General features: G+C 66.1%; 13 protein-coding genes. 11 read left to right on the top strand and 2 right to left on the bottom strand.

What is annotated here, in order from left to right; all coding sequences use genetic code 11:
- The first annotated feature begins 8 nt into the window (after positions 1-8).
- From HDC95_RS01025 to HDC95_RS01050, 6 genes are all read left to right on the top strand, one after another.
- On the top strand, positions 9-677 hold the full coding sequence (locus HDC95_RS01025; RefSeq protein ID WP_259061330.1) for an O-methyltransferase: 669 nt from the start codon (positions 9-11) through the stop codon (positions 675-677).
- 158 nt (positions 678-835) lie between these two features.
- On the top strand, positions 836-1864 hold the full coding sequence (locus HDC95_RS01030) for an NAD(P)-dependent alcohol dehydrogenase (protein ID WP_259061331.1): 1029 nt from the start codon (positions 836-838) through the stop codon (positions 1862-1864).
- Positions 1864-2811: a carbohydrate ABC transporter permease gene (locus HDC95_RS01035; RefSeq protein ID WP_259061332.1), complete on the top strand. Its 948-nt coding sequence runs from the start codon at positions 1864-1866 to the stop codon at positions 2809-2811. The genes HDC95_RS01030 and HDC95_RS01035 overlap by 1 nt, the downstream gene beginning before the upstream one ends.
- Positions 2811-3740, top strand: a complete 930-nt coding sequence (locus tag HDC95_RS01040) for a carbohydrate ABC transporter permease (protein ID WP_259061333.1) — start codon at positions 2811-2813, stop codon at positions 3738-3740. The genes HDC95_RS01035 and HDC95_RS01040 overlap by 1 nt, the downstream gene beginning before the upstream one ends.
- 46 nt (positions 3741-3786) lie before the next feature.
- Positions 3787-5175, top strand: coding sequence for an ABC transporter substrate-binding protein (locus HDC95_RS01045; RefSeq protein ID WP_259061334.1), 1389 nt, complete (start codon positions 3787-3789; stop codon positions 5173-5175).
- The gene (locus tag HDC95_RS01050) at positions 5175-5921 is read left to right on the top strand and encodes a glycerophosphodiester phosphodiesterase (protein WP_259061335.1); all 747 of its coding nucleotides are present in this window, start codon (positions 5175-5177) and stop codon (positions 5919-5921) included. The genes HDC95_RS01045 and HDC95_RS01050 overlap by 1 nt, the downstream gene beginning before the upstream one ends.
- Before the next feature lie 63 nt (positions 5922-5984).
- Here the strand turns inward: HDC95_RS01050 and HDC95_RS01055 are convergent, their stop codons facing one another.
- Together HDC95_RS01055 and HDC95_RS01060 are read right to left on the bottom strand one after the other, a co-directional pair.
- Positions 5985-6689, bottom strand: coding sequence for an MgtC/SapB family protein (locus tag HDC95_RS01055; RefSeq protein ID WP_259061336.1), 705 nt, complete (start codon positions 6687-6689; stop codon positions 5985-5987).
- Positions 6690-6693: 4 nt separating this feature from the next.
- A complete protein-coding gene (locus HDC95_RS01060) occupies positions 6694-7386 on the bottom strand; it encodes an HAD-IA family hydrolase (RefSeq protein WP_259061337.1) in 693 nt (230 codons plus the stop codon).
- A 90-nt stretch (positions 7387-7476) separates the two neighbouring features.
- On the opposite strand from HDC95_RS01060, the gene HDC95_RS01065 reads away from it, so the two are divergent.
- The 5 genes from HDC95_RS01065 (at position 7477) to HDC95_RS01085 (ending at position 12257) form a co-directional block, all read left to right on the top strand.
- The gene (locus tag HDC95_RS01065) at positions 7477-8406 is read left to right on the top strand and encodes a sugar-binding transcriptional regulator (RefSeq protein ID WP_259061338.1); all 930 of its coding nucleotides are present in this window, start codon (positions 7477-7479) and stop codon (positions 8404-8406) included.
- 92 nt (positions 8407-8498) lie between these two features.
- Complete coding sequence (gene eno / locus HDC95_RS01070; RefSeq protein WP_259061339.1) at positions 8499-9779, top strand: phosphopyruvate hydratase; 1281 nt, start codon at positions 8499-8501, stop codon at positions 9777-9779.
- Between the two features lie 49 nt (positions 9780-9828).
- Complete coding sequence (locus tag HDC95_RS01075; RefSeq protein ID WP_259061340.1) at positions 9829-10374, top strand: septum formation initiator family protein; 546 nt, start codon at positions 9829-9831, stop codon at positions 10372-10374.
- A 51-nt stretch (positions 10375-10425) separates the two neighbouring features.
- Positions 10426-10947 (top strand): DUF501 domain-containing protein, encoded by a 522-nt coding sequence (locus tag HDC95_RS01080; RefSeq protein ID WP_259061341.1) that lies wholly within the window; start codon positions 10426-10428, stop codon positions 10945-10947.
- Positions 10944-12257, top strand: a complete 1314-nt coding sequence (locus HDC95_RS01085; RefSeq protein ID WP_259061342.1) for a S8 family serine peptidase — start codon at positions 10944-10946, stop codon at positions 12255-12257. Before HDC95_RS01080 ends, HDC95_RS01085 begins: the two co-directional genes overlap by 4 nt.
- The last annotated feature ends 19 nt before the right edge of the window (positions 12258-12276 follow it).

Consider the following 12276-nt stretch of genomic DNA (forward strand, 5'->3'; position numbering starts at 1 on the left):
GTGGAGCCATGGCTGAACCGACCGCCGAGAACTGGCGCCGCACCGACGAATACCTTGCCGAGACCCTAGTCGGTCATGACACCGCGCTGGAGGCGGCGCTCGCCGCGCAGCGTGGTGCAGGCCTGCCGGACATCGAGGTGGCGCCGGTCAGTGGCAAGCTCCTGAACCTCGTCGCCCGGATGAGCGGGGCACGCCGAGTGCTCGAGATCGGCACGCTCGGCGGCTATTCGACGATCTGGCTTGCGAGAGCGGTCGGCGAGGGAGGCACGGTGACGACGATCGAGGCCGAACCGGCCAATGCCGCCATCGCCCGTGCCAGCATCGACGCAGCGGGAGTGGGGGAGCGCGTCGCGATCCGCATCGGGCGCGCTGCAGACGTACTGCCGACCCTCGAGGGTTCTGAGCCGTTCGATCTCGTCTTCATCGACGCCGACAAGGAGTCGAACACGATCTATCTCGACTGGGCGGCGAGGCTCGGGCGCCCAGGAACGGTGATCGTACTCGACAACATCGGGCGAGAAGGCGAGATCGTCCGCGACGACACCACCGACCCGCGGGTGATCGGCACACGTGATGCACTCCGCATGCTCGGAGAAGATCCCCGCTTCGACGCCACGGCGCTGCAGACCGTCGGGCTCAAGGGCTGGGATGGCGTGGCTCTTGCCGTCGTGGTCTGAACGACAGGTGTATTGACGCTTCACCTTGCGTGAATTCTTGCTCCTATGTGACCGCATCGCGCTCCTTTGAGCGGTGCGGTTTCTGGTGCGCGTCCTCCGGTTAGCGTGACTTCTGATCACGAACGGGCGCTCCGGCGCCTGACGGAAGGACACCGAAGATGGCGAATCTCGCAGCGGTCATGCCCGCTCTCGGAGCGATCGAACTGCAGGAGGTGCCGCTTCCCGATGCGCTCCCCGGCCAAGCCGTCGTCAGGATCGAAGCCGTCGGCATCTGCGGTTCCGACACGGCGTACTACCGCGTGGGCTACATCGGTGACTGGAAGGTCGATGGCCCGATAATCCTCGGGCACGAGGCATCCGGCACAGTCATCGCGACCGGCGAGGGCGTCACGAACGTCGCGGCCGGCGACCGCGTCGCCATCGAACCTGGAACGCCGTGTCGCAATTGCGAAGAGTGCCTCGCCGGGCGGTATCACCTGTGCCCCGACTTCATCTTCCTCGCGACTCCACCGTACGACGGTGCGCTCGTGCAGAACCTCGCGATCGATGCGCGCAATCTGTTCGCGATCCCTGATTCGATGTCGTTCGAGGCGGCGGCGCTGTGCGAGCCGCTCTCCGTCGGCTTGTGGGCATGCCGTCGGGCAGGTCTCCTTCCTGGAGATCGGGTGCGGGTGACCGGCGCCGGTCCCGTCGGCATCCTCGCCGCACAGGTCGCCCGGGCCGAAGGCGCGGCCGACGTCGTCGTCTCCGACATCTCCGACTTCCGCCTCGGCGTCGCCGAGGAACTCGGCTTCCGCACCGAGAAGGCCGGCGATGTCCCCGAGGGGCCTGGCCACGAGGACGCCGACGTGCTGCTGGAGTGCTCGGGTGCTCCTGACGCTCTCGCGCAGGGCCTCTGGCGCCTGCGCAATGGCGGTAGAGCAGCAATGGTGGGCCTGCCCAAGCAGGACGTCACACTGGCGTTGTCGCGGCTCAACGTCAAGGAGATCTCGATCTCACTCGTGAACCGCTACGCGCACACCTGGCCGACCGCGATCGCGTTCGTTTCGAGCGGACGAATCGATGTGGAGTCACTCGTCACACACCGGTTCGACCTCGACGACACCGAATCAGCGCTCACCCTCGCCGCAGACGTACCCGACTCGCTCAAAGCCGTCGTCTACCCCAACGGCATCCCCACCCGCTGATGTCCTCCGCAACCGTCACGCCCCCAGAGGCGCCGAGCCGTGCGTCTTCCAAGCGGAGTTCTCCCGCCATCCGGCGTCGGCGCCGCCGTGGATACGCACTCTTCGCGCTGTTCGCCTTCCCCAACCTCGCCCTCATCGCGGTGTTCGCATATTGGCCGATCATCGAGAACCTGTATCTCAGCCTCACCAGCTGGGACTTCATCTCGCCGGAGCCGTTCTTCGTCGGCTTCTCGAACTACACGGCGCTCTTCGCCTCGGAGTCCTTCCAGAACGTCCTCTGGATCACCGTCATATGGGTGGTGGTCGTCGTCGGCGCGAGTCTGCTGCTCGGTATCTCTCTCGCCTCGTTGTTCTCGATGAAACTGCCCGGCACGACCGCGGTGACTGGCATCGTCTTCGCGCCGCACGTGGTCTCCGGCGCCGCCATCGCGGCAGTGTGGCTGTTCATCTTCGATCATAACTACGGTGTCGCCAGGGTCGCATTCAACATGCTCGGGTTGGACTCGCCGGCGTGGACGACCGACGCGAACTGGGCTCTCGCCGCTCTGCTCATCGTGTCGATATGGAAGGGCGTCGGCTTCGTCGCGATCGTCTATCTGGCCGCGATGCAGGGGCTCCCGTCCGAGGTCCTCGAGGCAGCGCGGATCGACGGCGCCAACCGATGGCAGACGTTCTGGCGCATCACACTGCCGCTGCTGTCGCCGACAACGTTCTTCCTGGTGATCACGCAGACGATCAGCGCGTTCCAGGCGTTCGACATCATCGCGGTGATGACGGGCGGTGGCCCCGCATCCGCAACCACGACCCTGAGCTGGTTCATCTACGACCAGGCGTTCCAGCGCTCCAACGTCGGGTATTCGGCCGCGGCGGGAACGGTCATGTTCGTCATCCTCATGGTCATCACCGCGCTGCAATTCAAGTTCATCGAGAAGAAGGTGCACTACTGATGGCCACGATCATGAGTGCACTGCAGGAGCAGGCGGTCACCGACGACACCGCGAGCACCAGAGGCGTCACGACCGGCGACCGTAAGAGACACCGCCGCAAGGCGAACTTCGCGCGGAATTGGTGGGGGTACCTGCTGCTGATCGCCGCCGGCCTGGCATTCGTGTTGCCGCTCTACATCCTGGTCACGACCGCGTTCAAGACCAATGGCGAGATCTACATCTGGCCGATGAAATGGTTGCCATCGGAACTCACTTGGGACAACCTCGTCGCCGCGTGGGAGCTCGCGCCGTTCGACGCATTCATCACGAACTCCGTGATCGTCACGGTGATCGGTGCGACGGCGAAGATCGTGCTCGCCGTGTTCACGGCGTATGCCTTCGCGTACCTGCCGTTCCCCGGCAAGAACGTGCTGTTCCTCGTCATGCTCGGCGCCCTCATGGTGCCGGGGCACGTCACGCTGCTGGTGAACTACATCACCATCGGGAACATGGGGCTGATCAACACCTACGCGGGACTCATCCTGCCGGGTGTGGCATCCGCCTTCGGCACCTTCCTTCTCCGGCAGCATTTCCTGTCGCTTCCGAAGGAGGTGTTCGAGGCCGCCGAAGTCGACGGTGCCGGGCATCTGCGAAAACTGTTCTCATTCGCACTGCCGATGTCGATCCCGGCCGTCGCCACCGTCGGACTGATCGCCGTGATCGACGAGTGGAACAGCTTCGTGTGGCCGCTCATCATCACCAATTCGGTGAACATGCGCACTCTGCCTATCGGCCTCATGTATCTGAAGGCGAACGACGGCCTCACCTCGTGGGGCGTGCTGATGTCGGGCACGCTCGTGGTCGTGCTGCCCATGCTCATCGTCTTCCTCTTCGCTCAGCGCTTCATCGTCACCGGTCTCACCGGCGCTGCCGCCGGCAGCGGCCGCTGACCTCGCCACTGATCTCAACAATTCGCCACACCACCAAAGGAGAATCATGCACTTGTTCGATCGGCCGTCCTCGCCGCAGAGCAGAATCGCCTCCCTCAACATCACGCGCAGGCAGGCGCTGGCAGTGGGCCTGCTCGCAGCCAGCACGCCGCTGCTGGCGGGCTGCTTCAACGGCGGAGGCGGTTCCGGCACCGTCTACGGCCAGCCGAGCGGTGACACGCCCAAGCAGTACAAGGACCGCCAGCGTGTGGTGATGTGGAGCCCGTTCACGGCGCACAACGCCGAGATCCTGCAGTCGAACATCGACGCCTTCAACGAATCGCAGGACGCGATCTTCTGCGAGGTTCAGATCTTCGAGGGATATGACGGAGTTGAGTCCAAGCTTGCCGCGAGCCTCCAGGCCAAACAGGTTCCTGACCTGTCGGTGATGAGCGACATCGTCTGGAACCGCTTCTACCTGAATGACGCGCTCGAGCCGCTCTCCGGCTACTTCGACAACTCCTTCGGCACGGATTCCTTCCATGAGCAGTTCCTCAAGGAGGGCACTCTCAAGGACAAGATCTGGTGGGTGCCGTTCGGCCGTTCGACGCCGCTTTTCTACTTCAACCGCGAGATCTTCGCCGAGGTCGGGTTGCCCGACCGTGCACCCAAGACGTACTCCGAGTACCGCGACTGGGGCAAGGCGCTGGCGGGTTACTCCCGCAACGGCACCAAGGTGGCGATGCGCGGGTACACCGGCAACGACGACTGGTACTTCCAGGGCTCGTCCTGGGCATTCGGCGGCGGCTACTCGGACGGCCTGGACATGACGTTCGCGTCCGAGGGGACGATCAACGCGCTGGAGTTCGACCGCGCGTTCATCCACGACGACAAGTCCGGCTACCTCTCGGCCGATCCCGGCGGCGACTTCATCGCCGGAGCCACCGCCTCGATCACGGAATCGACGGGCGCGCTGACCGGTATCGCAGCGTCCGCTGAGTTCGAGTTCGGCTGCGGTTACCTGCCCAAGGAAGAGGGCACCGGAGTCCCGACCGGTGGCGGAGGTCTGTCGATCCTCGGCTATGCCTCGGACGACCGCAAGAAGGCGGCGTGGGAGGTGCTGAAGTTCCTCTCCTCGGGGGACGCAGCGATCGAGTGGACTCTCGGCACGGGCTACATGCCGACCACGAAGGCCGCACTGGAGTCGGAGAAGGTCAAGGCGAAGGCCGGCGAGAACCCGAACTACCAGGTCGCGATCGACCAGCTCGAGATCGCACATGGGCCGGATGTCGTACGCAAGTTCGTGCCGGAGGCCGTGCCGGAGATGAAGGGTGCCATCCAGGCCGTCTACTCGGCAGGTGCCGATGCGGAGAAGACGCTCAAGACGGTGCAGGCCAACCTGGAGCCCGCGCTCGAGAAGGTTCGCGCGAGGTACGACGCGAAGGTTGGCGCCTGATGGGTCTGCTCATCGTCGGACATCGCGGCGCGATGGCCCACCTGCCGGAGAACAGCCTGGCCTCGTACGCGCTCGCCGAGGACATCGGCGTCGACGAGATCGAACTCGACGTGCGCCTCAGCAAGGATCAGCAGCTGTTCCTGCTTCATGACGCAACGCTGGACCGAACGGCCGGTGATGACTCGGCGCGGGGCCTCGGACCCGCAGCGGCGCTCACGCTCGCTCAACTGCAGGGGGCGACGCTGGACTCGGGCAGGGCAGTGGTGACGCTCGCCGAGATGTACGACGCGACGCATACGTTCATCCAGCTCGAGATCAAGGATCCGGCGGTCGTCCCGCATCTCGCCCGCTTCTTCGAGGGACGCCCTGAGGATGCTGCGCGCACCGTGCTCACAGGATTCGACGCGGATGCCGTGCGACATGCAGCTGAGGCGATGCCGCACATCGGGCGACAGGTCATCGTCACCGAGATCGCCAAGGCCCAGGAATTCGATGGCGGACTCTGGGCGCTCCTGGATCACGCGAAGGTGACGCGCTTCGCGAGCGGATTCGCCGGCCTCACTCCCGAGCTGGTCGAGCAGCTTCATGCTCGGGACATCGAGGTGCATGTCTGGCCGCTGCGCACGATGGAGCAGACGCGTGAGGCACTCCGTCTCGGTGTCGACGGCGCGACCTCGGACGATCCGGCCCAGGCCATCGCATGGCGCGACCAGATTCTCGCTGAGAACGGGGTCGCCGCGCGGTGAGTCTGCGGAAGCAGTGAAGGCGGGACCCGCTCATCGCAGGCCCCGCCTTCACTTGTGCGCTGCTCAGTCGTCCGGATCGTCGCCGGATATGACCGACTCCACGCCGTCGATCTCGGCCAGCTGACCGACCAGGGCGGGGAATTCAGTGAGGTCTCCGGTGAAACGCAGAGTCAGCTCGCGCAGCTTCGAGTCGTCATCGCTCGTCGCCTCCTCCAAGGCGGAGTGGTAGCCCTGCTGCGCCGACATCTCCAGCACCTGCCGCAGCACGTTGTTGCCGCGACGGTATCGGATGGTGAGCACGGGATCGGGAATCTCGGGGCTGATGAGTCTTCCGACGAACGTGAGCACTCCGACTGTCACCAGATGCAGCACGGTCGCGACCACCGCGATGATCGGCATCCCTGCGCCGCACGCCATGCCGATCGCGGCGGTCACCCAGATGGATGCCGCTGTGGTGAGACCGCTGACGGCGCCCTTGCGCACGAAGATCACGCCGGCGCCCAGGAAACCGATGCCCGACACGATCTGCGCGGCGATCCGCGACGGATCGAGGATCACATCCGCGCCGACGACGTTGCTGAAGCCGTAGGCAGACACGAGTGTGAAGACGGCGGAGCCGAGACCGACAAGGGTGTGAGTGCGCAGGCCGGCGCTCTTGAGCTTTCGCTGTCGCTCGACGCCGATGATCGCCGAAAGCAGGAACGCGATGGCGAGCAGCGCGATCTCGGTGAGAGTCGTCTCCGAGTACAGCTCGACGAGCACGGTCATGTCCTCACCTGAGTCGTAGGAGCAGGTGATCGCCACTGCTCTCGACGCGAATCGACTCGAGGGAGCCGACGACGAGATGGGCGCAGCGCTCCAACTGCTCGCGGGCATCCGTGCCGAGAACACCGATCACCAGGCATCCTGCCGACGCCGCAGAGGTCGCCCCGGCCACGGTGTCCTCGAAGGCGATCACGACGCCTGTATGACCGCGATCGGCGAGGTGCTGGATGCCGAGGAGGAACGGTTCTGCGTCCGGCTTGCTCTGCGTGACGTCCCCTCCGGTCACCCGGAAGGGCGGCGTCGGCAGGTCGGTGGCCTCCAGACGGGCGACGGCCACGGTTCGCGCCGCGGATGTCACGACACCCCATCGCCCGTCGGGCAGGGCGTCGAGCAGCGCCTGCGCGCCAGGGAGAGACTTGAGCGTCTGCCCTGGCCGAGCTTCGATCTCGGCGAGTCTCGCCTCTGCTCGCGCGCGATCGGAGACGGCGAGCCCGGATGCGCGCACGACAGCCCCGGCCGTCTTGCCGTGCATGCTCGCCGGCGGCACGGGGATGCCGTGCTCGGCCGCCCAGATCCGCCAGGCGCCCTCGACCGCGCGGACCGAGTCGACGATCGTGCCGTCCATGTCGAACAGGGCGCCGTCGATCGCGATCGGCTCTCCCCGTCGCAGAGCGGCAGTGAGAGTGGTGAGGCGATTCATGCAGTGTCCGTTCCTTGTCGTGGCCGGCGTGGTGCCGACGACGTCACAAGGCTATGGCGAGACGCTCATAAGTCATCGTATGGTGCTCTTATGAGCAAATCGCTTCCTCTGGATCAGCAGGTACTCCACGTCTACGTCGCACTGCAGAATCTCGCTCACGGACGTGCGGTCAACGACATCGCCGACGAGATCGGTCGCTCCAGGTTCGCGACGGCCCGAATGGTCCGCAGAGCACGCGAACTCGGGCTCGTCGAAGTGCGCGCGACGGTCGCAGATCCCGTCGACGTAGAACTCTCAGCCCGGCTGGCGCAACGATTCGGTCTGCAGTCGGCGCTCGTCGTCGCGGCTTACTCGACCCACGAGCTGAAGGTGCGCGAGGCGATCGCCGCTGTCACCGCCCGCGTCATCGTCGAGACCATCGAGGAAGACGACGTGGTCGGCTTCACGCCGGGGCGCACCCTGGTGCTGGCCTCCCGAGCGATCACGCAACTGCCCAGCGCCGATGTCGTGCAGCTCACCGGCATCGGCTGGCCACGACTCGAAGACGGCGTCGAGGTGATATCCAACATCGGGCGTGCGGCCGGGGGAGCGACGTACCCGCTGTACGCGCCCATCGTGATCGAGCCTGAGGCGCGGGTGATCCTGAAGCATCCTGCGATCCAGCACACACTCGGGCGCTTCGATCACGTGACCAAGGCATTTCTCACGATCGGAGGCTGGCCCAGCGCGTCGCTGCTGGCCGATCACCTCATCGAGACCGGCGAGCTGGATGGCTTCGCGCAGAGAGGAGTCATTGCCGAGTACGGAACGTCGCTGCTGGATGCGGACGGCCGCACGGTGCCGGGCCTGGGAGATCGCTTCGTCGGCATCTCGGAGGAGCAGCTGCGCGACATCGGCCTGAAGGTCGCGATCGGCGGCGGCGCGGGCAAAGAACGTGCAGTCAGTGCAGTGCTGCGCTCCGGTATGGCGGATGTCATCATCACCGACGTGCGCTCCGCGCAGTTCGCGCTTCAGGACTGACACGACATGTGAACGGCGGATGCCGCGCACTAGACTGACCCTGGATCGACGACGCTCCACCACAACCCTTTCCCTGAGCAAGGAGCACATACGTGGCACTCATCGAGGCTGTAGGCGCACGCGAGATTCTGGATTCACGCGGCAACCCGACCGTCGAGGTGGAGGTGCTCCTCGACGACGGAATCGTCCAGCGCGCGGCCGTCCCCTCTGGCGCATCCACCGGCGCATTCGAGGCATACGAGCTGCGTGACGGCGACAAGAGCCGCTACGGCGGCAAGGGCGTCTTGAAGGCCGTCGACGCCATCATCGACGAGCTCGGCCCGGCACTCGAGGGTGTGGAGGCGAGCGAGCAGCGCATCGTCGACGAGATCCTCAACGAGACCGACGGCACCGAGAACAAGCAGCGCACCGGCGCGAACGCCATCCTCGGCGTCAGCCTCGCGGTCGCCAAGGCGGCCGCGGACAGCGCCGACCTGCCGCTGTTCCGCTACCTCGGCGGCGCGAACGCGCACGTCCTGCCCGTCCCGTTGTTCAACGTCATCAACGGTGGCTCGCACGCCGACAACGGCATCGACATGCAGGAGTTCTTCCTCGCGCCGATCGGTGCGGAGACCTACAGCGAGGCACTGCGCTGGGGCGTAGAGACCTACCACGTGCTCAAGGGCGAGCTGAAGGCTGCTGGCTTTGCCACCGGCCTCGGCGACGAGGGCGGCTTCGCCCCTGATCTGCCCAGCAACCGCGACGGGCTCGAGTTCCTGGTCAAGGCGATCGAGAAGGCCGGGTTCACCCCCGGAACCGACATCGCGCTGGGCCTGGATGCTGCTGCCACCGAGTTCTTCAAGGATGGCGTGTACCGCCTCGACAACAAGGACTGGGATGCCGCAGCGCTCACCGAGTACTACGTCGGACTCGTGAACGACTTCCCGATCATCACGATCGAGGATGGCCTCGCCGAGGATGACTGGGACGGCTGGAAGGCGCTCACCGACGTGCTCGGCTCGAAGGTGCAGCTCGTCGGCGACGACCTGTTCGTCACGAACCCGACGCGTCTCGCCGACGGTATCAAGCGCGGCGTCGCCAACTCGCTGCTGGTCAAGGTCAACCAGATCGGCACGCTCACCGAGACGTTCGACGCGGTCAGCCTCGCGCACCGTTCGGGTTACACGGCGATGCTCTCGCACCGCTCAGGCGAGACCGAGGACACGACGATCGCCGACCTCGTGGTCGCGACCAACTCCGGTCAGATCAAGGCTGGTGCGCCTGCTCGCAGCGAGCGCGTCGCGAAGTACAATCAGCTTCTGCGCATCGAAGAAGAGCTCGGCGACGCGGCGGTGTTCGCCGGTCGCTCGGCGTTCCCCCGTCTCCAGGGCTGAGCGCCTTAGGGCTGAGCGCAGCTGAGACAGAATCGCGGAAGGGGGAGTCATGGCGAGACGTCCGACTCCCCCTTCCGCATCCCGTCCGAGCGGAAGGCCGACCGCTGGTGCGGCGAAGTCGCGCTCGACACGGGCAGCTCGATCGACGCGTGCGGTCGCGCGAGAGGTCGACGTGCGGGAATGGGCTTCCGGCATCCGACTCTCCGGGTTCATGGTCATCATGCTCTCGCTGGTGGTGCTCGGTGCATGGGTGCTGGTGCCGACGCTCGGAACCTACATCGATCAGCGGCAGAAGATCGCTGCACTCGAGGCGTCGGTGCAGGTGAGCGCCGAAGAGATCGAAGCGCTCGAGCAGGAGCAGGAGCGCTGGGAGGACCCGGCCTACATCACCACTCAGGCCCGCGAGCGGCTCTACTACGTCAAGCCGGGCGAGGTCGTCTACCTCGTCGACAATGATCTCGACCCCGCCTCGCTCCCGCAGGAGCAGACGCCGGTGAGCGACGAGCTCGAGCGGACGTCGTCTGACTGGATGCCGCAGCTGCTGCGCACCATCGCCGGAGCGGGCCTCGCTCAGAATGCCAGCTCCGGTCAATGACCACGCGCCCACTGAGGGATTCCACAGGGACTCCTCCCGTAGGCTGAAGGCGTGACGACACCGCCCTTCGCTCCGCCCACGTCTGCCGAGATCGACGTCGTATCCGCGCAGCTGGGTCGTTCGGCGCGCGGTGTCATCGGCATCGCGGCACGGTGCGTGTGCGGAAACCCGACCGTGGTCGCGACCAGCCCGCGTCTGCCGGATGGATCGCCGTTTCCGACGTTCTACTATCTGACGCACCCGGCGGCGACCGCCGCCATGTCGACACTCGAGGCCACGCAGGTCATGCCTGAACTGGCGGCGTTGCTGGAGGAGGACGAAGCCGTCGCCGACGCGTACTCGGCCGCACATCACGCCTACATCGCCGACCGCGCGCAATTCGGTGAAGTCCCCGAGATCGACGGCATCTCCGCCGGCGGCATGCCCACTCGTGTGAAGTGTCTGCACGCACTCGCCGGGCACGCACTCGCCGCCGGAGCCGGAGTCAACCCGATCGGCGATGCCGCTCTCGCACGGTCCACATGGTCGCCCGAGCGATGCCAGTGCGAGATGCCGGGAGCCGCAACCGCATGAAGCTGAAGGCGATGCTGCGCAGCACCGTCGCAGTCGCGGCGGTGGCGGCATCCGTTCTGCTCACGGGCGCAACGGCCACGCCGACGACGTCTCCGACGCCGGGGCCCGTCCCGGACGACCCGACGGACCCGGTGCGCGCATCGGAGTACTGGCTCGACGGAGCCGGCATCCGTGAGGCATGGAACACCACACGCGGTGAAGGCGTGACGATCGCGATCATCGACACCGGCATCGGCAAGGTGACTTCCGTGTTCGGCGACGCCGTCGTCGACGGCACCGACGTCTCAGGCAGCGGCACGCCGGATGGGCGCACACCCGTCGGCGCCGTGGACGGCGACCACGGCTCGTGGGTGGCTTCGCTCGCTGCGGGTCGAGGCAAGGCCGACGGAACCGGCATGATCGGCGTGGCACCGGAGGCGAATCTGCTCTCGATCTCGGTGGGCTTCGGCGCGGCAGCGGCGGTGCCGTTCGTCGAGCAGGTACCGGCGGCCATCCGATGGGCGGTCGATCACGGAGCCGATGTCATCAACATGTCGTTCACGACCAACACGCTCGACTGGGACGAGAGCTGGGATGATGCGTTCCTCTACGCGTTCGAGCACGACGTCGTGGTCGTCGTTGCCGCCGGAAACCGGGGCAGCGGTACCGACGTCATCGGTGCACCTGCCACCATCCCTGGAGTTCTCACCGTCGGTGGCGTCGATCAGACCGGCACCGCCAGCGTCGAGGCGTCGACGCAGGGCATCACGATCGCCATCTCTGCCCCCAGTGAAGGGCTTCGAGGAATCTCGGCCGACGGAAAGCTGGAGTGGTGGCGGGGCACGAGCGGCGCGGCGCCGATCGTCGCGGGGGCTGCGGCCCTGATCCGCTCGGCGCATCCCGACCTGGACGCCGCGAACGTGATCAACCGCATCATCCTGACCGCGCTTCCGGTGCCGGGTGTGACCGATCTGCCTGACCCGCTGTACGGCTACGGTCTGCTGGACGCGTCTGCTGCGGTGACGGCATCCGTCCCGCTCGTCGACGAGAACCCGATGGGCGACCTCGCGGAGTGGGTGCGTCTCTACCGGCGGGCGGATGCGGAGCCCGCGCCCGAGCCGGAGATCACGCCTGTGCAGATCGATCCGTTGCCGGCTGCCGACCCGCCGACCGAGCCCGGTTCGCCACTGCTTCCGAGCGTGGATTCACTGCGTTATGGCACACTTCCGCTCATCGCACTCACTGTGCCTGGTATTCTTATCGCGCTAGGCGTCACCGCTGCTGCCCGGCGCATCCGATCGGCGCGCAAGCAAAGCACGCCAGCCCCCTGACTAGGAGTTGTCCCTCTGT

Source organism: Microbacterium sp. AK031 (genome assembly GCF_024807145.1).
Taxonomy (GTDB): domain Bacteria; phylum Actinomycetota; class Actinomycetes; order Actinomycetales; family Microbacteriaceae; genus Microbacterium.

What these genes read in the sequence shown, in the direction of transcription:
- HDC95_RS01025 (WP_259061330.1), top strand. Translation starts at nt 9, where the DNA reads ATGGCTGAACCGACCGCCGAGAACTGGCGCCGCACCGACGAATACCTT.
- HDC95_RS01030 (WP_259061331.1), top strand. Translation starts at nt 836, where the DNA reads ATGGCGAATCTCGCAGCGGTCATGCCCGCTCTCGGAGCGATCGAACTG.
- HDC95_RS01035 (WP_259061332.1), top strand. Translation starts at nt 1,864, where the DNA reads ATGTCCTCCGCAACCGTCACGCCCCCAGAGGCGCCGAGCCGTGCGTCT.
- HDC95_RS01040 (WP_259061333.1), top strand. Translation starts at nt 2,811, where the DNA reads ATGGCCACGATCATGAGTGCACTGCAGGAGCAGGCGGTCACCGACGAC.
- HDC95_RS01045 (WP_259061334.1), top strand. Translation starts at nt 3,787, where the DNA reads ATGCACTTGTTCGATCGGCCGTCCTCGCCGCAGAGCAGAATCGCCTCC.
- HDC95_RS01050 (WP_259061335.1), top strand. Translation starts at nt 5,175, where the DNA reads ATGGGTCTGCTCATCGTCGGACATCGCGGCGCGATGGCCCACCTGCCG.
- HDC95_RS01055 (WP_259061336.1), bottom strand. Translation starts at nt 6,689, where the DNA reads ATGACCGTGCTCGTCGAGCTGTACTCGGAGACGACTCTCACCGAGATC.
- HDC95_RS01060 (WP_259061337.1), bottom strand. Translation starts at nt 7,386, where the DNA reads ATGAATCGCCTCACCACTCTCACTGCCGCTCTGCGACGGGGAGAGCCG.
- HDC95_RS01065 (WP_259061338.1), top strand. Translation starts at nt 7,477, where the DNA reads ATGAGCAAATCGCTTCCTCTGGATCAGCAGGTACTCCACGTCTACGTC.
- HDC95_RS01075 (WP_259061340.1), top strand. Translation starts at nt 9,829, where the DNA reads ATGGCGAGACGTCCGACTCCCCCTTCCGCATCCCGTCCGAGCGGAAGG.
- HDC95_RS01085 (WP_259061342.1), top strand. Translation starts at nt 10,944, where the DNA reads ATGAAGCTGAAGGCGATGCTGCGCAGCACCGTCGCAGTCGCGGCGGTG.